Genomic DNA, 20,895 nt, shown 5'->3' on the forward strand with positions numbered 1-20,895 from the left:
CGACACCTCCCCGGGCGACCGGCCCGCCGCCGGGCACGCCCCCTCGTCCTGCCTGCACGGACCTCGTTGCCGGTCACCGGCAACCACGGACGGGCCGAAGTCGCCGGTCGTTGCCGTTCCCCCACCCCTCCGGTCGCCCCCATGCTGGAGACGCGCCCTCCGGTCCCGGAGGGCGCGCCAGTCGTTCCGGCGGGAGGAGGGGACATGACGAGCACGGCTCCGCCGTCCCCCGCCCGCCACCGTCCGCCGGGCAGCTGAGCGCCGGGCCCACGCCCCGCTCCCCCGCAGCACCCCCGAGGCGCCGCCGGGTCCCGCGCGTCCGTGCCTCCCCCGAGGCGTCTGGCGTCGCACCCGTCCCGGTCCACCGGGGCCCGTCACACCAGGAGGAACCCATGACCGCGGTCACCACCCCCACCTCGACCGGCTCGGACCGGTGGGCCCCGTTCCGGGCGGTCCTGGAGACCCAGCGCGCCGACTGCGTCCGGCAGCGGGAGGCGGCGCTGGCCGAGACCGTCGCCTCGCTGCCCGACCCGGTGGCCGTCACGCGCAGTGCGACCCTCCTGCGGACCATCGAGGAGATCGACGCGGCCCTGGAGCGGATCGCCGCCGGCACCTACGGCGTCTGCGTGCAGTGCGGCACGGCGGTCCCCGAGGCGCGGCTGGAGTTCCGGCCGTTCGCCGCCACCTGCGTCTCCTGCCAGACGCCCGCCCGCTGACGGCGACGCCCACACCCCCACCCGCCCCGGGAGGAAGAGTGCCCGCCACGTCCGCAGCCCGCCCGCCGCGGCAGGTCGCCGTGGTCGGCGCCGGCATGGTCGGCCTGGCCACGGCCTGGTTCCTGCAGGAGGGCGGGGCCCAGGTCACCGTCTACGAGCGCGACCACGTGGCCGCCGGCGCCTCGTGGGGCAACGCCGGGTGGCTCACCCCCGGCCTGACGGCGCCGCTGCCCGAGCCCGCGGTGCTGCGGTACGGCCTGCGGGCGGTGCTCAGCCCGCGGTCGCCGGTCTACGTCCCGCTGCGCGCCGACCCGGCCCTGCTGCGCTTCCTCGGCTCCTTCGTGCGGCACAGCACCGGCCGCAGCTGGCGGCGGGGCCTGGCTGCCCTCACTCCGCTCAGCGGGCGGGCCCTGGACGCCTTCGACGCCCTCGCCGCCGGCGGGGTGGCCACCCCGACCCGGGAGGCTGCGCCGTTGCTGGCGTGCTTCCGGCACGAGCGGGAGGCCGGCGGCCTGCTCGCCGAGCTCGAACACGTCCGCGACGCCGGCCTGGACACCGCGTTCGGGCCGGTGACGGGGTGGCGGGCGCGCGCGGTCGAGCGCTCGCTGACCGCCGAGGTCGGTGCGGCCGTCGAGGTCCGCGGCCAGCGCTACCTGGACCCACCCGCCTACCTGCGGGCGCTGGCCGACGCGGTTCGGGCCCGTGGCGGCGAGCTGGTCGAGGGGGTCGCGGTCGACGACGTGGTCGAGCGGCCCGGGAGCGCCGTCGTCGTCACCGCCGCCGGGGAGCGGCAGCGGCACGACGCCGTCGTCCTCGCCACGGGCGCCTGGCTGGGCGCGCTGGCGGGCCGGTTCGGCGTCCGGCAGCCGGTGCAGGCCGGCCGGGGGTACAGCTTCAGCGTCCCGGTCGAGCGGATGCCCCGCGGCCCGCTGTACTTCCCGCGGCAGCGGGTCGCCTGCACGCCGCTGGGCGACCGGCTGCGGGTGGCCGGGATGATGGAGTTCCGCCGTCCCGACGAGCCACCGGACCCGCGCCGGGTGCGCGCGATCGCCGACGCCGTCCGCCCCTTCCTGCAGGGCGTCGACCTCGACGACCGGCGCGACGAGTGGGTCGGCTCCCGGCCGTGCACCCCCGACGGGCTGCCGCTGCTGGGCCCGACCTCCGCCGAGCGGGTGGTCGTGGCCGGCGGCCACGGGATGTGGGGCATCGCCCTCGGCCCGGTCACCGGCATGCTGGTGGCCCAGACGGTGCTCAAGGGGGAGGCCCCGCCGGAGCTGGCCCCCTTCGACCCGCTCCGCTGACCGGCCCTCGCCCCGGGCCGGCCGGCGCCGGAGCGGCACGGGAGGGGACATGACCGACAGCGGGACGCCGGACCCGCCGGAGGACTGGCTGACCGCCGTGGGCACGTCGGCGGCCGCCTCCTGCCGGGTGCCGGCCGAGCTGCTGGGCGGGTACCTGCCGATGCTGGCCGAGGCCGCCATCACCGGCCGCCGCCCGCTGCCCCAGGACCTGGAGGCGGTCCGGGAGCTGGGCCGGCAGGCCGCCGCGCGGGGCGTCGCCGCCGGCGCCGCGGTCGACCTCTACCTGTCCGCCGCCTGGCGGCTGTGGCGGCAGCTGCCCGCGGTCGCCCGTTCCGCCGACCCGGAGAAGGTGCGGACGGCGGCGGAGGCGGTGCTCCGGGTGCTCGACGACGCCGTCGGGGTGCTCGTCGACGGCCACCAGGCCGAGCGGCGGGCGCTCATCCGCCACGAGGAGTCGCTGCGGCGCGAGTTCGTCGACGACCTGCTGCGCGGAGACGCCGACGTCTCGCGCATGGTGCAGCGGGCGGAGCCGTTCGGCATCGACCTCGGCGCGCCGCACCACGTGGCCCTCGCCCAGCCCGGGGACGGCGACGTCGCCGTCGACCGCGCGGCGATCGCCCTCGAGCGGCGGGTCGTCGACCGCTTCGGCGACCGCGACGTGCTCGTCGCCACCAAGGACGGGCGGGTGGTCGTCGTCGTCCCGGGCGCGCCCGGCGGACCGTCGTCCGGCTCCGGCCTCGCCCTCGGGGTCGCGCTGCACGAGGAGCTGGGCCGCACCCGTCGTTTCTGGCGGGTGGCGGCCGGCCGGGCGTTCCCCGGGGCGTACGGCGTCGCCCGGTCCTACGAGGAGGCGCGCGAGGCGCTGGCGCTGGCCGACCGGCTGGACCTCGACACCGAGGTGGTGGACCCGCGCGACCTGCTGGTGCACCGGGTCCTCGGCCGCGACCAGGCGGCGATGGTCGACCTGGTCCGCGACGTCCTCGGCCCGCTGGAGCGCGCCCGCGGGGGCGCCGCGCCGCTCCTGGAGACCCTGCTGGCCTACTTCGCCGCCGGGGACGTCGCCACCGAAGCCGCCCGGCGGCTGCACGTCTCCGTCCGCACGGTGACCTACCGGCTCGCGCGGGTCGCCGAGCTGACCGGGCACGGCGTCGCCGACCCCGACCAGCGGTTCGCCCTCCACACGGCGGCGATGGGAGCGCGGCTGCTCGACTGGCCGGCGCGGCCGCTGCCCGCCGAGCCCTGAGGGTGCGCGGCGGAGGCCGGTGGGTGCGAGGCCGGTGGGTGCGAGGCCGGTGGGTGCGAGGCCGGTGGGTGCGACGCCGGTGGGTGCGACGCCCACGGGTCCCGCCGCGGTCAGCCCGGGACGCGGTCCCCGACGACCTGGGCGTACACCTGCGCGTGGACGTCGCGCACCGCCGCCCGCTGCTGCTCCCGCCACGCCCGGTCGGCCGGACGCGGCGCCGGACGGGTGAGCGCCGCGGCGACGGCGCCGTTCAGCGACACCGGGTCGAAGCCGCGCTCCTCGTCGTTGCCGTAGGTCACGACGTCCGACCACTGGTCGGCGAACCAGCCGCAGCTGGGCGCGACCACGCGGGTGCCCACGTCGCGGCAGACCTCCAGCTCCGAGGAGTGCGTGCCGCAGCACTCCGGCAGCACCGCGACGTGCAGCTCCTGGAGCTGGGCCGGCCAGCGGTCCTCGTCGAGCACGACCAGTTCCAGGGCCGCGCTGTCGGCCAGGTTCCCCAGGTCGGGCAGCCGGTACCCGGGCTCGACGAACACCCGCAGCCGCCCGCCGCCGTTGAGGGCCCCGTGCAGGGCGGCGCGGACGACGCCGGCGGGGTCGGGCACGGAGGCGCCCGAGCGCAGGGCCAGCCCCACCAGGCCGCGCTCGCCGCCGACCCCGGGGTCGGGCGCGGCGAGGGACGGGTGCGCCACGACGATCGCCGTCCGCCCGTAGCGCTCGGCGATCTCGTCGGCGGCACCGGGGGTCAGCGTGAAGACGACCTCCGCGGTGTCCAGGAGGGCGCGCAGGTGCGCCTCGTGCCGCGCCGGCCGCGTCTGGGCGGGGTCGCGCAGCTGGTGCACGGTGACCACCAGCGGGACGCCGGTGCGGCGGACCGCCTCGGTGAAGCAGACGACCTCGTCCTCGGGCAGGTGCCCGAACCCGGTGTGCACGTGCACCACGTCGACCTCGCCGGCGTGCGCCGTCAGGTACGCGGGGTCCAGCCAGGGGCTCGGCCGGTGGTCGGGGCCGACGCGGACGACGCCGTCGGGCAGCACGGCGTCCACGTACGGGTCGCGGTGCGGGACCGAGGCCACCCGGATCGCGGGCAGCCCGGTCGTGCCTGCTGCCCGCGGTGGTCGTTCGGGGTCCACTCGGACGGCACTCCTCCTGACGCCGAGCACGCGACGGCAGGGGCGGTGCTCTCGATGGGACTTCGGTCCCTGTCCGGCTACCCAGCATCCACCCCGGCAACCGCCCGTGGTCACCCGGGTGGCCTGCGTCACCCCAAGGGGGGAGCGGCGGCCGCGCGCAGCCCGGCCAGGTGAGCGTGGATCTGCGTCACGACCAGAGCGCCCTCCCCCACTGCCGACGCGCACCGCTTGACCGACCCGGACCGCACGTCCCCGGCGGCGAACACCCCCGGGACGCTCGTCTCGAGCAGGGCCGGCGGCCGGTCGAGGGGCCAGGAGTCCCGGTCCAGCGCGGGCCCGGTGAGCACGAAGCCCCAGCGGTCGCGGGCGACGGTCCCCTCCAGCCAGCCGGTGTGCGGCTCGCTGCCGATGAGCAGGAACAGGGCGCCGGAGTCCACGGTCTCCTCGCCGGTGTCGAGGTCACGCAGGACGATCGTCTCCAGGAAGGCGGAGCCGGTCCCACCGACGACCTGGGCGCGGCCGCGGACGATGACGTTGGGCAGCGCCTCGAGCTCCTTGAGCAGGTAGTCCGACATCGTCTCGGCGAGGCCCGGGCGCCGCACGACCACGGTGACCCGCTCGGCGTAGCGGGACAGGTGCACCGCCGCCTGGCCGGCCGAGTTGCCGCCGCCGACGACGAAGACCGACCGCCCGCGCATCGCCGGCGCCTCGCTCACCGCCGCGCCGTAGAAGACGCCGCGCCCGACGAGCGCCTCGAGCTCCGGCACGCCGAGCCGCCGCCAGCTGGCCCCGGTGGCCAGGACGACCGTCCGCGCCGCCACGGAGGTGCCGTCGGAGAGGTCGAGGTGGTGCAGCCCCTCGTCGCCGCGGAGGCCGACGGCCCCGCGCATGAAGTGGAACGTGCTGCCGAACGACCAGGCCTGCTGGTAGGCGTTGAAGGCCAGCCGGCTGCCGCTGACGCCCATCGGGAAGCCGGCGTAGTTGCGGATCAGCGAGCTGGTGCCGGCCTGGCCGCCGATGGCCTCCGGCTCCACGACGAGCGTCGCCAGTCCCTCGGAGGCGGCGTACACGCTGGCGCCCAGCCCGGCCGGCCCGGCGCCCACGACGACGACGTCCCAGACGGTGTCCGGGTCCAGCGGGGTGAACAGCCCGAAGGCCTCGGCGATCTCGAGGTCCGACGGGTCCTCCAGGACCGTGCGCTCGGGCTTGAACCGCAGGACGACGACCGGCAGCCGCGGACGGGTCAGCCCCAGGCCGGCCAGCAGCGCCCGCCCCTCCTCCGACGACGAGTCGTAGAAGCCCAGCGGGATGCGGTTGCGGGTCAGCGTGTCGCGCAGGCCCTGCGTGCGCTCCGACCACCGCTCCCCGATCACCCGCACCGCCTCGAAGCCGCCACCGCGCCGCGTCGACCACTCCTCGAGGAACTCGCTGACCAGCCGGTGGAACTCGGGGTCCCCGGCCTCCTCCGGCGCGGCGACCCACCGGTCGATCTGCCCCAGGGTGATCGCCTCGAAGATCGGCCGGGCGGTGTCCCAGGCGCCCCAGCGCACGAGGGCGACGGCCACGCTCGCCGGCCGGCCCGCGTGCAGTCTGCGGAGCACCGCCAGCCCGTCGGGGTCCGCGTCGCCCAGGCCGGCGAAGACGACGGCGACGTCCGGCTCGCCGCGGGCGGCCAGCTCGGCCGGGACCGCCGCGGCATCGGGACAGGACACGACCACGAACTCCCGCCCGTAGCGGCGGTCGAGCTCCGCGCAGATCCGCCCGCGGACGTCGTCGTCCCGGGTGACCACGAGCAGCGCCGCCCGGGGCGGCACCCCGGTCACCGGCCGTCCCCGTGCGCCGCGGCGAGCCGCCAGCCCGTGGCGCCGGTGGCGACGACCGCCACCGTCGCCGCCGCGAACACCCAGGCCGCCGGGTCGCCCCACGCCACCGTGTCGGCGAAGCGGGCCACCGCGACCGCGACCAGCACCCCGAACACCGTGTAGGCGACCGCCGCCGTGCGCAGCCGCTGCAGGTCCCCCGCCACCGCCGCCAGCGCGGTGGCCAGCCCGAAGGCGACGAGCCAGGCCGCCACGACCCGCGCGGTCAGCGGCGTGAGCGGCCAGGGCCACAGCGCCGTCGCCGTCCCCGGCGCCGCGAACAGCGCCGCGCCGACGGCCGTGAGGACGACGGACTCGGCCGCCAGCGCCACGCGCAGCACCCGCGGCAGCGGCGCGCGGGCCGGGGGATCGGCCCCCGGGGCCCGCTCCTGCGGCCACAGCGTGGCGACCATCCCCACCGGCACGGTCACGTAGACGGCCAGCCAGAACCACCCGGCGGCCACGGCCACGGCTCCCGAGGTGTCCGGGTCGAGGTGGAACCGGTCCAGGTGGAGCAGCGTGGCCGCCAGGGTGAGGACGACGAAGACGAGCACGGTCCCCACCGGCACCCGGACGTCGGCCCACGCGGAGCGCCGCAGCGAGAGGACCACCAGCACGCAGCCGGCGGCGTACCCGGCGCCGAGGAACGCCGCGGTGAGGGGTGGCTGGATCGTCCAGGCGAACGTCTCGTCGGTCTGCTCGGCGAGGACGAACAGGGCGACGACCGCGAGGGCGGTCAGGGCGCTGAACACCCCGAGCAGGACACGCATCGCCGGCAGCACCCGGCGGGTGGCGCCGGCCGTCCCAGGGGCGCGGGCTCCGGCGCGGGCGGGGGCAGAGACCGTGCGCATGCAGGCTCCCAGCAGGTGCGGCCCCCGTGCTGCGGTCGGACGGGAGGATCGAACCACCGGCCCCTGCCGCTGTCACCCGCCTTTCCGCCCTCCCGGACGACGGTCAGGAGCCGGGCGACCGCGCCTCCTCCGCTGCGGCGCGTTCCTGCTGCGCCCGGGCGTAGGCCGGCGCGCGGAACCGCGCCATCGGCCCGTCGGCGGTCAGCTGCGGCGGCGGGTGCCGGACGGCGTCGAAGCGCAGGTCCGGGTCGGGCTCCTCCACCGGGTGGCCGAGGGTCAGCGTGGCGAAGGGCTGCCAGGTGCCGAGCCCGCGGGCGACGGCGAGGGCGTACCGCAGCGGCCGGTCGCGCAGCGCGGCGAGCAGCGGCTCCGGGTCGGAGGGCACCGGCCCGACGCCGTCGGCCGCCTCCGCCGCGAACCGCAGGGTCCCGGCCGGCGAGCGGTAGCCCATGATCGAGCAGAAGGAGCGGCCGGCGTCGGAACGGAACGCCGGCACCAGCCGGGTCAGCGCCCCGCGTCCGGTCGACGAGAGCAGCAGGTCCACCGGCCCGCCGGCGTCGGGCACGCGGACGGCGAGCCCGAGGAGGTCCGGCCACGGCGCGGGGAACCCGATGCCCCGGCTGAGCCGCACCACGACCTCGTCGCGGGCCGGCCGGTCGAGCCACGCGACGCCGGTGCCCGGGCCGCCGGTCCGCTCGAGGACGCCGGTCACCACCACCCCGCGCGGGTGCATCGGCTTGCCGCGCCGCCGGCGGGCGAGGGCGCCCAGCGGCGCGGCGACGGCCCTGCCGGCCAGGTCGGGGACGGTGCTCACCAGCGGCCTCCTGTCGTGGGACGCCGCTCCCCTACCCAGCCGGCCGGTCCGGCTCCCGTCGCACACCGGTCGCCAGCCCGCCACCGGTCCGCCACCTGGTCGACTGGCAGGACCTGCACAACACGGGCGGGATGTCCGTGCGGATCTGCCACCCCGGAGCCGGTGACACGGACCGGTCACCCCCTTACGTTCGGTACATGTTCACGACGCTCCTGGTCATCGGTGGGATCCTCGTCGGGCTGCTGGTGCTGCTCGCGCTCATCGTCGCCCTGAGCGCCCGGCCGGCCACCCGCAAGGGCGCGGCGCCCGCCGCCGCGTGGGCCGCCCAGACCGGCCGGCCCCACCCCGACGCCTGGTCCCCGCTGACCGAGACCGGCACCTCGGAGATCACCGCCATCCGCTGATCTCCCCCAGACCCGGCGTCCCGGCGGCTGCGGCACAGCGCCGCCGGGACGCTCCGGACGATCCCGTCCGGCTCCGGCTTGTCGCCGGCCCGCGCCGTGGAGATGATCGCTGCTCGAGGGGGATGCCCGGGCGGACCGGGCACGGGCCCACGGGACGGGCAGGGTCCAGACATGGCCAGGCGCCGCCATCCGCGCCTCCGCGCGGCGGCTCTGCTGTTCGTCGCGATCCCGCTGGCCGGAGCGCTCGTGGCCGCCTCGCTGGCGCCCTGGGTCGTCGGCTCCGGGCTGGCCGCCCAGTCCTCGGCCGACCTGCTGGCCCCGCTGCCGGTGGAGCTCACCGACCAGACCTTCCCCGGGCCCAGCGTCGTCCTGGCGGCCGACGGCTCGGTGATCACGTACTTCTACGAGCGGAACCGGCAGCCCGTGCCGGGGGACCGGATCGCCGGCGTCATGCGCCAGGCGCTCGTGGCGATCGAGGACCGCCGCTTCTACGAGCACCAGGGCCTCGACGTCGAGGGCACGCTGCGCGCCCTGGCCCGCAACGTCCTGGCCGGGTCGGTGCAGGAGGGGGGTTCCACGATCACCCAGCAGCTGGTCAAGCAGACCCTGCTGCAGACGGCGACCGAGGCCGAGGAGCGGCAGGCCGCCACGGAGGAGAGCGTCGGCCGCAAGCTGCGGGAGGCGCGGCTGGCCCTGAGCCTCGAGGAGACCTACTCCAAGGACGAGATCCTCACCCGCTACCTCAACACGGTGTACTTCGGCGAGGGCGCGTACGGGGTGCAGGCCGCGGCCCGCCGGTACTTCTCCGTCGACGCCGCCGACCTCACGCTGGCCCAGGCCGCGATGCTCGCCGGCCTGGTGCGCACGCCGACGGCCGACAACCCGCTCGCCGACCCCGCGCGGGCCGTCGTGCGCCGCGACCAGGTGCTCGAGCGGATGCTGGAGGTCGGCGACATCACCCGGGTCCAGTTCGACGAGCTCGCCGGGCGGCCGGTCGAGGTGCTGCCCGAACCGCCGCCGCGCAACGGCTGCATCGACGCGGTCGTCGGCGGCTTCTTCTGCGACTACGTCCAGCAGTACCTGACCCAGACGCTGGGCATCCCGCAGGAGACCATCGACGCCGGCGGGCTGGTGGTGCAGACGACGCTGCGGCCGGACCTGCAGCGGTCCGGCGACGCCGCCGTGCTGGCCGAGCTGCCCATGGGCCACCCGCTGGCCATCATGTTCACCGCCGTCGAGCCGGGCACCGGGCACGTCCTGGCGATGAGCGTCAACCGGGTCTTCGGCTACGACGTGGCCGACCCCGCGCAGGAGTCGGTCAACCTCAACGTGGCGGCCAGCCAGGGCGCGGGCTCGACCTACAAGACGTTCGTGGCGGCCGCGGCCCTGGAGGCCGGCTTCCCGCCGTACCACGTGATCACCACACCCAGCCCCTACGTGTCGTCGGTCTACCGCAACGGGACCGCCCCCTACACCGTGGCCAACGTCGGCAACTACCCGCCGACGCTGACCATGGCCGAGGCACTGGTCCGCAGCTCCAACACCTACTTCGTGGCGCTGGAGGACCAGCTGGGCAGCGTCGAGCGGCCGGTCCGGGCGGCCCAGCGGATGGGCCTGTTCTCCCTCGACCCCATCGCCGACCAGGTCGTCGCCGAGAACCGCGGGTCCTTCACCCTCGGCGCGGAGGCCACCAGCCCCCTGGCGCTGGCCAGCGCCTACTCGACGCTGGCGGCCAACGGCACCCGCTGCGCGCCGGTGCCGGTCGTGGCCCTGTCCGACGCCGCCGGCGGGCCCTTCTCCCTGGAGCCGGGGGGTCCGCCGGTCGTCCCGACCACGGACTGCACGCCGGAGGCCATCCCGCCGGCGGTGGCGACCACCCTCAACCAGGTGCTGGTCGGCGACACCGAGGCGCCGTACGGGACCGGGCTCGAGGCGCGGATCCCAGGCCACCGGGTGGCGGGCAAGACCGGCACCAGCCAGAACCGCTTCTCGGTCGCCTTCGTGGGCTACACGCCCCGGTACGCGGCGAGCGTGATGGCGCTCAACCCGAAGCGGAACCAGGACGTCGGCAGCTTCGGCGGCGGCCGCGGCGCCCGGGTCTGGCACGACGCGATGCTGCCGGTGCTGTCGGCCGAGCCGGCCGTGCCCTTCCCGCCGGCCGGGTTGCCGCTGGCGCCCCCGGCGCCCACGTCCCCGGGCCCGGGACCGCAGGGCCCCGGCCCGCAGGGCGGACCACCCGGCCCGTGACGCTCAGGCGGTCGCGGGAACCAGCTCGGCCGCCCGCTCGCCGACCATGACCGCGGTCGCCGCCGTCCCCCGCGAGGGCACGGTCGGCAGCACCGAGGTGTCGGCCACGCGCAGCCCGTCCACCCCGCGCACCCGCAGCCGCCCGTCCACGACCGCGCCGGGGTCGCCGTCGGGCCCCATCCGCGCGCTGCCGCACAGGTGCACCGCCGTCCCCAGGTGCCGGCCGACCCACCCGTCGAGCGCGGCGTCGTCGGCGAGGACGTCGTCCGACAGCGCGTCGCCGGGCGGGCCGTCGGGTACGCCGAGGGCGGCCAGCGGCGCGGTGCGCAGCAGCTCCACGGCGAACCGGACGCCGGCCCGCATCCCGGCCCGGTCGTCCGCGGAGGACAGGTAGCCGTACGCCAGGCGGGGCGCCCGCCCCGGGTCGGCCGAGCGCAGGGTCAGCCGGCCGCGGCTCGCCGGCCGCAGCAGCGAGACGCCGAGGGACAGGACGCCGTCGTCGGCCGGCGCCGCCCGCCACGGCGGCAGCAGCGCGGCGAAGGAGCGGAACCACGGCAGCACCTCGATCCCGCCGGGCGCGCCGTCCGGGGCCGCGTGCAGCACCTGCTGCAGGGCGAGCCCGGGCGGCGCGGGGAACCCCGCAGCCGGGCGCCACGGCACCTGGACCATGGGGTGGTCGCTCAGCCCCTCGCCCACCCCCGGGACGTCGGCCGTGACGGGCAGGCCGAGCGCCCGCAGCGCGTCCGCCGGGCCGATGCCCGAGCGCAGCAGGAGCTCCGGGGAGCCGACCGCCCCCGCGGCCAGCACCACCTCGGCGGCGCGCACCGGACCGGCGTCGGTGACCACGCCGGCCGCCCGCCCGCCCTCGACCAGCACGCGGGTCACCCGCACCCCGCCGCGCACCGTCAGCCCCGGCTGCCCGCGCAGGTACGCCGTCGCGGCGCTGACCCGCAGCCCGTCGACGGCGTTCGACGGCAGCGGCCCGCACCCGGGGGCGCCGCCCCCGTTCTTGTCCGGCTCGGCCGGCACGCCCAGCGCCGCCGCCGCGGCGGCGAAGGCGGCGGCGGGCCCGTACCCGGGCGCGGGCCGGGTCACCGGCACCGGGCCGTCGGCACCGTGCAGCGGCGAGCCGCCGTACTCCCGGTCGGCCTCCAGCCGCCGGAAGGCCGGGAGCACCGCCTCCCAGGACCACTCCGGCACACCCCAGCCGTCGCAGTCGGCCGGCGTGGCGCGGACGAAGTAGCACCCGTTGACGGCGCTCGACCCGCCGGCGCCGCGGCCGCGCACGACCGACCGGGTCACCGCGGGCGTCAGCTCGGTGGGCACCTCCACCGCGGCCGGCGAGCCGGGGACGGCCGCGCGCATCGTCGTGGCGTCCCGTGTCTCCGGCGGCGGCTCTGCCGGGCCCGCCTCGAGCAGCAGCACCGCGCGGCCGGCCTCCGCCAGCCGGGCGGCCAGCGCGCAGCCGGAGGTCCCCGCGCCGACCACGACGACGTCGGCCTCCCGGGGCAGGTCAGCCACCCGCGAGACCCAGCACGCCCGGGAGGTCGAGCCGGCGCACCTTGCCGGTGGAGGTGCGGGGCAGCTCCGCGACCGGGTGCAGGCTCTTGGGCCGCTTCGCCGGCGAGAGCCGCTCCCGCGCCCAGGCCGCGAGCTCGGCCGGGTCGGCGTCCCCCACGAAGGCGGCCACGACGCGCTGCCCCCACTCGGCGTCGGGGACGCCGACCACGGCGCTCTCCACCACCCCGGGGTGCGCGTCGAGCACCGCCTCGACCTCGGCCGGGTAGACGTTGACGCCGCCGGAGATGACCAGGTCCTCGCGCCGGCCGTCGAGCCAGACGACGCCGTCGTCGTCCACCCGGCCGAGGTCCCCGACGGTGACCCGGTCCCCCCGCCAGGCCGCGGCGGTCTTGTCCGGCGCCCGCCAGTACTCGAAGCGCGCCCAGCGCGGCACCGCGCACCACAGCTGGCCGCGCTCGTCGGTCTCCAGCGCCCGGCCCGGCCGTGCCCGCCCCACGCTCCCGGGGTGCGCCAGCCAGTCGTCGGGGGAGCAGACGGTGAACTGCGCCTCCGTCGAGCCGTAGAACTCCCACACGCTGCCCGCCGGGGCCGCGGCGAGCACCGCGCGCTTGACCGGCTCGGGGCAGGGCGCGCCCGCGTGCACCAGGCGCCGGAACGAGGACCAGTCCACGGGGTCGGCGGGGGACGACAGCGCCAGCAGCCGCTGCAGGTGGGTGGGCACGCAGAAGGTGGTCGTGGGGCGCTCGCGGGCGATGACGGCGGCCGCCCGCGCGGCGTCGAAGGGGCCGGGCAGCAGCACCTCGCCGCCGGCGAGCAGCGTGTGGACCGAGAACCGCAGCGGCGCGGAGTGGTGCAGCGGGGAGAGGACGAGGTGCCGGTCGCCGGGCCCGAAGCCCCAGAGCCCGATCTCCTCGGCCGCCAGCGCGCGGGCGTCGTCCTCGGCGAGCACGCCGGACCACACGCCCTTGCGCCGGCCGGTGGTGCCGGACGTGTAGTGCATCGGCCGGGCGAGCGGGACGTCGGCCAGCTCGGCCTCCGCGGTGTCCTCGAGCAGCCGCCCGGGCTCGGCGCCCACGTCCAGCGCCGGGTCGGCGTCGGCGGCCAGCTCCGCCCGCTCGCCGGCCGGCAGCGCCGGGTCCAGCACCACGGGGACGACGCCGGTGCGCAGCGCGCCCAGGACGACGGCGAGCAGCGCCGGCGACGCGGCCGCCGAGACGAGCAGCCGGTCCCCCCGCCGCACGCCGGCCGCCGCGAGGGCCGCCGCCGCGCGCCGCTGGTCGCGCTCGCTCTCGGCGGCCCGCACGACCGGCACCGGGGTCATGCCGGACGGACCTCGTCGCCGGTCACCACGAGCCGGCCCTCGGCCGCCAGCTTGTCGAGCATGGAGCGGGTGGAGGAACGGGCGGCCGGCCACACCTCCCGCGGGTAGGCCGCGTAGATGGTGGCGACCAGGTCCTCGACGCTGCCGGCGCCGGCCTCGACGGCGGCGAGCACCTGCGCCTCCCGGAACGCGCGGTGGGCCAGGTAGAAGTCGAGCACCGCGAGCGGGTCCTCGGTGAGCTCGGGCCCGTGGCCGCAGTAGAGGGCGCTGGGGCCCAGGTCGTACACCCGGCGCAGCGACTCCAGGTAGGCGGCGACGTCCCCCTCGGGGTGGGTGACGACGGACGTGCCGCGGCCGAGCACGTGGTCGCCGACGAGCACCGCGCCGGAGTCGACGCGGAAGGCCAGGTGGTCGGCGCAGTGGCCGGGGGTGGCGACGACGTCCAGCGTGGTCCCGGCCAGCCGCAGCCGCTCGCCGGCCTCGAGCACCCGGCCGCCGGGACCGGCCACGCGCGGGTCCGCGGCGGCGACCCGGGCCCCGAACCGGGCGCCCCACGGCTGCGCGGCGTCGGCGTGGTCGCCGTGGTGGTGGGTGACGAGGACGGCGACGCAGCGGGCGTCGCGGGCGGCCAGCGCCTCCTCCACCGCGGCCAGGTGCGCGGCGTCGTCGGGGCCGGGGTCCACGAGCACCGCCTGGCCGCTGCCCGGCTCACCGACCACGTAGGTGTTGGTGCCGTCGAGCGTCATCCCCGACGGGTTGGGCGCCAGCACGCGGGTGACCAGCGGCTCCAGCTGCGCCGTGCGCGGCATGGCGCCGGGGGCGGGTAGGTCCCAGGTGACCCGTGGGTCCAGGGGTGCGTCCACGTCCCGGACGCTAGCGGGGCGGCCTGCGACCCGTCTGCCGGGCGGTTAACGTCCCTGCTCATGCGCGCACTCCGACGCCTGGCCCGCCCCGCGGTCGCCACGGCCGCCGCCGTCCTGCTGCTCTCCGGCTGCGGGGGCGACGACGACAGCGACAGCTCGTCGTCGTCCTCCTCGTCGTCGTCCTCGTCGTCCTCGTCGTCCTCGTCCTCCTCGTCCGGCGGCTCCTCTGAGTCGGCCGGGGCCTCCGGCGACGGCGACGTCGCCGCGTTCTGCGCCCAGGCCGAGGAGTTCGTCACGGCCCTCAGCGCCGTCGACCCCTCCGCTCCCGACAGCATCCCGCCGGCGCTGAACGAGGCCTCGGCCGCCTTCGACGCCGCCGAGCCGCCGGCCGAGATCGCCGAGGACTGGGGCGTCCTCGGTGACGCGCTCCGCTCGTTCGCCGACACCGCCAACTCGGTCGACCTGGCGACGCCCGAGGGGGCCCAGCAGCTGGCGGACGCGGCCACCGAGTTCCAGAACGTCTTCACCGGGCCCTCCGGGACCGCCGTGGACGAGTACGGCACCGCGAACTGCACCTGACGTCCTCCCGCCCGGCGCACAGCGGCCCGCCACCCCTGAGGGGTGGCGGGCCGCTCCGTCGTCGGGGGTGCGGGTCAGCAGCCGCTGATGGCGACCCCGCGGGCACGCAGCCACGGCGCCGGGTTGACCGCGCCCGAGTACATGGCGCCGCTCGGGTGCACCTCGAAGTGCAGGTGCGGGCCGGTGGACTGGCCGCGGTTGCCGACCTCGGCGATCTGCTCGCCGGCGGTCACCCGCTCGCCCGCGGAGACGAAGTACCGGTTGACGTGCCCGTAGACGGTCACCGCGCCGTCGTCGCCCTTGATGTAGACGGCGAGGCCGAAGCCGGTGGCCGTGCCGGCCCGGGCGACCACGCCGCTGTGGGCGGCGTAGATCGGGGTGCCGATCGGGGCGGCGATGTCCATGCCGTTGTGGCTGGTGCCCCAGCGGGCGCCGAAGCAGCTGGTCGTGCGGCCCGAGGTCGGCTTGACGTAGGGGCCGGTCCCGCCTGAGCCGCCCGCGGAGGAGCCGCCGCCGGACTGCGCCCGGTCCTGCGCGGCGGCGGCCGCGGCCGCGGCCTCGCGGGCCCCCCGCTCGGCGGCCGCGGCGGCCGCGGCCTCCTCGGCGGCCTTCTGCTGCTGCCACTGCTGGTAGGCGTCGCGGGCACCCTGCAGCTGCAGGAGCCGGATCTCCGCGGCCTGCAGCTGCTGCTGGTAGGCGTCGCGCTGGGCGGAGACCTCGCTGTAGGCGGCCTGCGCCGCGGCGGCCTGCTCGTCGGCGGCCTGCTTGGCGGCGGCGGCCTGCGCCTCGGCGGCGGCCATCTGGTCGCGGGCGGCGCGGGCGGCGGACTCGGCGTTGGCCTGCTCCACCCGGGCGACCTCGAGGGAGTCGAGGACGTCGACCTGGGTGTCGCCGACGTACTCCAGCAGGGCGGCGCGCTGCACGAGCTCGGCCGGGCCCTCGGCGTCGAGCAGGGCGCGGGTCGTGGTCAGCTGGCTGCCGTTCATGTAGCTGTCGCGGGCGAAGGTCCCGATGCGGGCGCGGGCGGCGGCGACGGCGTCCGCGGCGGCCTGCAGCTGCGCGGCGGCCTCGTCGGCCGCGGCCTGGGCGAGCTGCAGGGCCTCCTCGGCGGCCATGTAGGCGGTGCCGGCGGCCTCGGCCTGCACGGTCATCCGCTCGAGCTCGGCCTCGGCGCCGGCCACCAGGGCGGCGATGCGGCCGACCTCGGCCGCGGCGGCGTCCTGCGCGGCCCGGGCGTCGGCGATCTGCTCGTCGGTGGGGTTGACGGGCACGGCCAGCGCGGGGCCGGCGGTGACGAGGAGCGCGACCGCGGCCAGCGCGCCGGCGAGGGCGACGCGCAGGCCGCGCGGACGGCGGCCGGCGCTGGTCCGGGTCGCCGGCGTCCGGCGACGGGCGTGGCCGTGCAGCATGCTGTCGCTCCCTGGGGAAGAGGGTCGGCTGGAGCCGAGTGCGGCATCGATCCGGTGACGTCCCGTCACAGGAGCCGCACCCGAGCACTCCTGTCCCTTCTCCTTTCGTCACCCGACCGGGGGACCTTGAGGGCTTCCGGCCGGATTTCTCCCGGAACGTGCGCCGCGGCACACCGGCCCCGCCGCCGGGGCCCGGCGCGGGCTCGCGGGAGACGGGGGCGACGGGGTCCCTTCTCTAGGCTGGGCCCGTGGACGTCTTCGGCTCCGGTCACGAACAGGTGGTCTTCTGCTCCGACCCGGCGTCGGGACTGCGCGCGGTCATCGCGGTCTACTCCACGGCGCTGGGCCCGGCGCTCGGCGGCACGCGGTTCCACCCGTATCCCAGCGAGGAGGCCGCGGTCGCCGACGCGCTCGCGCTGTCGAAGGCGATGGCCTACAAGAACAGCCTCGCCGGCCTCGACCTCGGCGGCGGCAAGGCCGTCATCATCGGGGACCCGCGCACCGACAAGACCGAGGCCCTGCTGCGCGCCTACGGCCGGTTCGTGGAGGCCCTGGGCGGCCGCTACCTGACCGCCTGCGATGTCGGCACCTACAACGCCGACCTCGACGTCGTCGCCCGGGAGACCCGGTTCGCCCACGGCCGGTCGCTGGCCGTCGGCGGCTGCGGGGACTCCTCGGTGCTCACGGCCTACGGCGTCTTCCAGGGGATGCGGGCGGCGGCGCAGCACCGCTGGGGCAAGCCGACGCTGGCCGGCCGCCGCGTCGCGGTCGCCGGCGTGGGCAAGGTCGGCAGCTGGCTGGTCGACCGGCTGGTCGAGGACGGCGCCGACGTCGTCGTGACCGACGTGGACGCCCGCGCGGTCCAGCGGACGCAGGCCCGTCACCCCGGCGTCGCGGCCGTCGCCGACACCGCCGCCCTCGTGCGCACCCCCGCCGACGTCTACGCGCCCTGCGCGCTCGGCGGCGCCCTGGACGACGAGACCGTCGCGGTGCTCGAGGCCGAGATCGTGTGCGGCGGGGCGAACAACCAGCTGGCCCACGAGGGGACGGCGGACCTCCTCCTGCGGCGCGGCGTCCTCTACGCCCCCGACTACCTGGTCAACGCCGGCGGCGTCATCCAGGTCGAGGACGAGCGGCACGGCTTCGACTTCGCGCGGGCCGAGGCCCGGGCGGCGGGCATCTTCGACACCACGCTCCGGGTGCTCCAGGCGGCCGACGCCGAGGGCGTCTCCCCCGCCGTCGCGGCCGACCGGCTCGCCGAGGAGCGCATGCGCTCGGTCGGCCGGCTGGCCACCATCCGGCTCCCGCGCTGACCCTCCCGGGCTGAGGCGCTCGTCACACCCTCCCCCCGGACGGGCGACCAGGAGGGGACGACGTGTGCTCGCCGTCGTCCGGTGTCGTAAGCTCGGTCGAGACACAGTCACTCAGTCGGGGTCGCCACGCGGGCCGCTCAGCCCGGAGCTGGGCTCCCGTACTCCGTAACGAGGGGGTCGAGCCGATGGGGCGCGGCCGAGCGAAGGCCAAGCAGACACGCGTGGCCCGTGAGCTCAAGTACAGCTCACCGAACACCGACCTCTCCGCGCTGCAGCGCGAGCTGGCCGGTTCTCCGTCGACCTACACGCCGCCCGCGGCGAAGGACGACGACGAGGACGACGACGAGTACGCCGACCGCTGGGCGGACGACGACTCGGACGACGACTGGGCCGCCACCCGCTGACCGGCGGGCCGGCCTGACGCAGCACCGCCGTCCCTCCGCGGGGCGGCGGTGCCGTCGTGCCCGGCGGGGGGCTCCCCACGGCACGGCGGCGTCCTCCGACCGCACCGCGTCCTCCCTCGCCGTCCACGGTGCGGGAGGAGGCGTCACGACCGGCTGGGCCGGTCGTGGTCGGCGGGCCTCAGCGGTAGGTGCCCACCAGCCGGGCCGCCGCGGCGCTCCCGGGGGTCTCCTCCACGGTGCCGGCCACCCACGCCGGCACGCCGCGCTGCTCCAGCAGGGCGACGGCGCGGCCGGCGACCTCGGCGGCGACGACGGCGACCATGCCGACGCCGCAGTTGAACGCCCGCTCGGACTCCTCGCGCGGCACGCCGTGCTCCTCGAGCAGGCGCACGGCGGCCGGCAGCGCCCAGGTGCCGCGGTCGAGCACGGCCTCGGCGCCGTCGGGGACGACCCGCACCGTGTTGCCGGCCAGCCCGCCGCCGGTGATGTGCGCGAGCGCGTGCACGCCGTCGGTGCCGAGCTCCCCGACCAGGGCGAGGCAGTCGAGGGCGTAGATCCGGGTCGGCTCCAGCAGCACCTCGCCCAGCGGCCGGTCGAGGCCCGCGGGGGTGCCGGCGAGGTCGAGCCCGGCCTCGGCGACGACGCGGCGGACGAGCGAGTAGCCGTTGGAGTGGAAGCCGGAGGAGGCCATGGCGACGACGACGTCGCCGCCGCGCACCCGCTCCGGGCCGAGTACGGCGTCGGCCTCGACCACGCCCACGGCGGTGGCCGCGAGGTCGTAGTCGTCGGGCGCCATGAGGTCGCCGTGCTCGGCGGTCTCCCCGCCGACCAGCGCCGCGCCGGAGCGGGTGCAGCCCTCGGCGATGCCGGTGACGATCGCGGCGATGCGCTCGGGCACCACGCGGCCGCAGGCGACGTAGTCCTGCAGGAACAGGGGCTCGGCGCCGCAGGCCACCAGGTCGTCGACGACCATCGCGACCAGGTCGATGCCGACGGTGTCGTGCCGGTCCAGCTGCCGGGCGAGGGCGATCTTGGTGCCCACGCCGTCGGTGGACGACGCCAGCAGCGGCCGCCGGTACCTCGCGACGTCGAGCGCGAACAGGCCGGCGAACCCGCCGAGCCCGCCGACGACCTCGGGCCGGTTGGTGCGCTCGACCGCGGAGCGCATCAGCGTGACCGCGCGCTCCCCGGCGTCGATGTCGACGCCGCTGGCGGCGTAGGTGAAGCGCCCGGGGCTGCCGGCCGGCTCCGTCACGGGCGGCGGAGGGCGTCGTCCGCGCCGCCGGGCACGGTGGCGCTGCCGGCCTGCTGACCGGTCCAGCCGGTCACCGCGCGCTGGCCGTCCGGGCGGGGCATCGGCGTCCGGCCGATCCCCTCGAGGACGTGCTTGCCGAGCACCTCGGACTCGCCCAGCGCGATCGGGTACTGGCCGGTGAAGCAGGCGGTGCACAGCCGGGTGGCCGGCTGCTCGGTCGCCGCGATCAGCCCCTGCTCGGAGACGTAGCCCAGCGAGTCGGCGTTGATCGAGGCCCGCACGCCGTCGACGTCCAGGCCGTTGGCGATCAGCTCGGCGCGGCTGGCGAAGTCGATGCCGTAGAAGCACGGCCACTTCACCGGCGGCGAGGAGATCCGCACGTGCACCTCGACCGCCCCGGCCTCGCGCAGCATGCGGATCAGCGCCCGCTGCGTGTTGCCCCGCACGATCGAGTCGTCGACGACGACCAGCCGCTTGCCGCGGATGACGTCGCGCAGCGGGTTGAGCTTCAGCCGGATGCCCAGCTGGCGGATGGTCTGGGAGGGCTGGATGAAGGTCCGGCCCACGTAGGAGTTCTTGACCAGGCCCAGGCCGTAGGGGATGCCGCTGGCCTCGGCGTACCCGACGGCGGCCGGGGTGCCCGACTCCGGCACGGGGATGACCAGGTCGGCGTCGGCCGGGTGCTCCTTGGCCAGCCGGCGGCCGATCTCCACGCGGGCGGCGTGCACGCCGCGACCGCCGATCGTGGTGTCGGGGCGGGCGAGGTAGACGTACTCGAAGACGCAGCCCTTGGGCTCGGCCGGGGCGAAGTGCTGGCTGCGCAGGCCGTTCTCGTCGATGGCGATCAGCTCGCCGGGCTCGACCTCGCGGACCACGGAGGCGCCGACGATGTCCAGCGCCGCCGTCTCGCTGGCGACGACCCAGCCGCGCTCCAGCCGGCCGAGGACCAGCGGCCGCACGCCCTGCGGGTCGCGTGCGGCGTAGAGGGTGTCCTCGTCCATGAACGTGAGGCTGAAGGCCCCGCGCAGCTGCGGCAGCACCTCCATGGCCGCCCCCTCCACCGACAGGTCGGGGCGGGCGGCGATGAGCGCGGTGACCAGGTCGGAGTCGGTGCTCGCGCTGAACGCGCCCGGCACACCGGCGTCGGCGGCCCGGCTGGCCAGCTCGGCGGTGTTGACCAGGTTCCCGTTGTGGCACAGCGCCAGGCCGGTGCCGGCGTCGGTGGTGCGGAACGTGGGCTGGGCGTTCTCCCACGTCGAGGAGCCGGTGGTCGAGTACCTGGTGTGGCCGACGGCCAGGTGCCCGCGCAGGCTGCCCAGCGTGGCCTCGTCGAAGACCTGGCTGACCAGCCCGAGGTCCTTGTAGACGACGACCGAGGCGCCGTCGGAGACCGCGATGCCGGCCGCCTCCTGCCCGCGGTGCTGGAGGGCGTACAGGCCGAAGTAGGCGAGCTTCGCGACCTCCTCACCCGGCGCCCAGACGCCGAAGACGCCGCACGCGTCCTGGGGTCCGGGAGCGTGGGGGTCGAGGTCGTGCGTCAGCCGTCCGTCACCGCGAGGCACTCGTGCGAGAGTACCGGGGCCGCGCCCGTACCGGGTGCCCGGCGGGGGGATCCACACCACATCGACACCTCCCGCACGGCGCGTCGCAGACCCGCGCGTC

At 77.2% G+C, this 20,895-nt stretch carries 18 protein-coding genes; 8 read left to right on the plus strand and 10 right to left on the minus strand.

Features of this window, described 5'->3' with window-relative positions; translation table 11 throughout:
• The first annotated feature begins 392 nt into the window (after positions 1 to 392).
• From ACI8AX_RS09005 to ACI8AX_RS09015, 3 genes are read left to right on the plus strand one after another with little or no spacing between them, the layout of a single operon-like run.
• Positions 393 to 716: a TraR/DksA family transcriptional regulator gene (locus tag ACI8AX_RS09005; RefSeq protein WP_456549464.1), complete on the plus strand. Its 324-nt coding sequence runs from the start codon at positions 393 to 395 to the stop codon at positions 714 to 716.
• 38 nt (positions 717 to 754) lie between these two features.
• Entirely contained in the window at positions 755 to 2,017 is a 1,263-nt protein-coding gene (locus ACI8AX_RS09010) for an NAD(P)/FAD-dependent oxidoreductase (protein ID WP_456549465.1), read from the plus strand.
• A 49-nt stretch (positions 2,018 to 2,066) separates the two neighbouring features.
• Positions 2,067 to 3,260, plus strand: a complete 1,194-nt coding sequence (locus ACI8AX_RS09015; RefSeq protein ID WP_456549466.1) for a PucR family transcriptional regulator — start codon at positions 2,067 to 2,069, stop codon at positions 3,258 to 3,260.
• Positions 3,261 to 3,370: 110 nt separating this feature from the next.
• On the opposite strand, the gene ACI8AX_RS09020 is transcribed toward ACI8AX_RS09015, so the two are convergent.
• The 4 genes from ACI8AX_RS09020 to ACI8AX_RS09035 all read right to left on the minus strand — a co-directional run bounded on the left by ACI8AX_RS09020 (position 3,371) and on the right by ACI8AX_RS09035 (position 7,917).
• Positions 3,371 to 4,393, minus strand: coding sequence for a glycosyltransferase (locus tag ACI8AX_RS09020; RefSeq protein ID WP_456549467.1), 1,023 nt, complete (start codon positions 4,391 to 4,393; stop codon positions 3,371 to 3,373).
• A gap of 128 nt (positions 4,394 to 4,521) precedes the next feature.
• Positions 4,522 to 6,216, minus strand: coding sequence for an NAD(P)/FAD-dependent oxidoreductase (locus tag ACI8AX_RS09025; RefSeq protein WP_456549468.1), 1,695 nt, complete (start codon positions 6,214 to 6,216; stop codon positions 4,522 to 4,524).
• Positions 6,213 to 7,103: a hypothetical protein gene (locus ACI8AX_RS09030; protein WP_456549469.1), complete on the minus strand. Its 891-nt coding sequence runs from the start codon at positions 7,101 to 7,103 to the stop codon at positions 6,213 to 6,215. Before ACI8AX_RS09030 ends, ACI8AX_RS09025 begins: the two co-directional genes overlap by 4 nt.
• A 103-nt stretch (positions 7,104 to 7,206) precedes the next feature.
• On the minus strand, positions 7,207 to 7,917 hold the full coding sequence (locus ACI8AX_RS09035; RefSeq protein ID WP_456549470.1) for a phosphodiesterase: 711 nt from the start codon (positions 7,915 to 7,917) through the stop codon (positions 7,207 to 7,209).
• 197 nt (positions 7,918 to 8,114) lie between these two features.
• Between ACI8AX_RS09035 and ACI8AX_RS09040 the strand changes: the two genes are divergently transcribed.
• Together ACI8AX_RS09040 and ACI8AX_RS09045 are read left to right on the plus strand one after the other, a co-directional pair.
• Positions 8,115 to 8,321, plus strand: coding sequence for a hypothetical protein (locus ACI8AX_RS09040; protein WP_456549471.1), 207 nt, complete (start codon positions 8,115 to 8,117; stop codon positions 8,319 to 8,321).
• Between the two features lie 171 nt (positions 8,322 to 8,492).
• The gene (locus ACI8AX_RS09045; protein ID WP_456549472.1) at positions 8,493 to 10,568 is read left to right on the plus strand and encodes a transglycosylase domain-containing protein; all 2,076 of its coding nucleotides are present in this window, start codon (positions 8,493 to 8,495) and stop codon (positions 10,566 to 10,568) included.
• A 3-nt stretch (positions 10,569 to 10,571) separates the two neighbouring features.
• Here ACI8AX_RS09045 and mftG read toward each other — a convergent pair whose 3' ends face one another.
• The 3 genes from mftG to ACI8AX_RS09060 are packed head-to-tail and all read right to left on the minus strand — an operon-like array spanning position 10,572 to position 14,273.
• A complete protein-coding gene (gene mftG, locus ACI8AX_RS09050; protein WP_456549473.1) occupies positions 10,572 to 12,089 on the minus strand; it encodes a mycofactocin dehydrogenase MftG in 1,518 nt (505 codons plus the stop codon).
• Complete coding sequence (locus tag ACI8AX_RS09055) at positions 12,082 to 13,410, minus strand: class I adenylate-forming enzyme family protein (RefSeq protein ID WP_456549474.1); 1,329 nt, start codon at positions 13,408 to 13,410, stop codon at positions 12,082 to 12,084. The genes mftG and ACI8AX_RS09055 overlap by 8 nt, the downstream gene beginning before the upstream one ends.
• Positions 13,407 to 14,273: an MBL fold metallo-hydrolase gene (locus tag ACI8AX_RS09060; protein WP_456549475.1), complete on the minus strand. Its 867-nt coding sequence runs from the start codon at positions 14,271 to 14,273 to the stop codon at positions 13,407 to 13,409. Before ACI8AX_RS09060 ends, ACI8AX_RS09055 begins: the two co-directional genes overlap by 4 nt.
• A 60-nt stretch (positions 14,274 to 14,333) precedes the next feature.
• On the opposite strand from ACI8AX_RS09060, the gene ACI8AX_RS09065 reads away from it, so the two are divergent.
• Positions 14,334 to 14,852, plus strand: a complete 519-nt coding sequence (locus ACI8AX_RS09065; protein ID WP_456549476.1) for a hypothetical protein — start codon at positions 14,334 to 14,336, stop codon at positions 14,850 to 14,852.
• Positions 14,853 to 14,926: 74 nt separating this feature from the next.
• On the opposite strand, the gene ACI8AX_RS09070 is transcribed toward ACI8AX_RS09065, so the two are convergent.
• Complete coding sequence (locus ACI8AX_RS09070; protein ID WP_456549477.1) at positions 14,927 to 16,261, minus strand: M23 family metallopeptidase; 1,335 nt, start codon at positions 16,259 to 16,261, stop codon at positions 14,927 to 14,929.
• Positions 16,262 to 16,509: 248 nt separating this feature from the next.
• Here ACI8AX_RS09070 and ACI8AX_RS09075 point away from each other — a divergent pair, with 248 nt between their 5' ends.
• Both ACI8AX_RS09075 and ACI8AX_RS09080 read left to right on the plus strand, forming a co-directional pair.
• Positions 16,510 to 17,574, plus strand: a complete 1,065-nt coding sequence (locus tag ACI8AX_RS09075; RefSeq protein ID WP_456549478.1) for a Glu/Leu/Phe/Val family dehydrogenase — start codon at positions 16,510 to 16,512, stop codon at positions 17,572 to 17,574.
• 185 nt (positions 17,575 to 17,759) lie between these two features.
• A complete protein-coding gene (locus tag ACI8AX_RS09080) occupies positions 17,760 to 17,978 on the plus strand; it encodes a DUF3073 domain-containing protein (protein ID WP_456549479.1) in 219 nt (72 codons plus the stop codon).
• A gap of 178 nt (positions 17,979 to 18,156) precedes the next feature.
• Here ACI8AX_RS09080 and purM read toward each other — a convergent pair whose 3' ends face one another.
• Complete coding sequence (gene purM, locus ACI8AX_RS09085; RefSeq protein ID WP_456549480.1) at positions 18,157 to 19,233, minus strand: phosphoribosylformylglycinamidine cyclo-ligase; 1,077 nt, start codon at positions 19,231 to 19,233, stop codon at positions 18,157 to 18,159.
• A complete protein-coding gene (purF, locus tag ACI8AX_RS09090; protein WP_456549481.1) occupies positions 19,230 to 20,795 on the minus strand; it encodes an amidophosphoribosyltransferase in 1,566 nt (521 codons plus the stop codon). The genes purM and purF overlap by 4 nt, the downstream gene beginning before the upstream one ends.
• Between the last annotated feature and the right edge of the window lie 100 nt (positions 20,796 to 20,895).

It is taken from the genome of Blastococcus sp. SYSU D00813 (assembly GCF_054050735.1).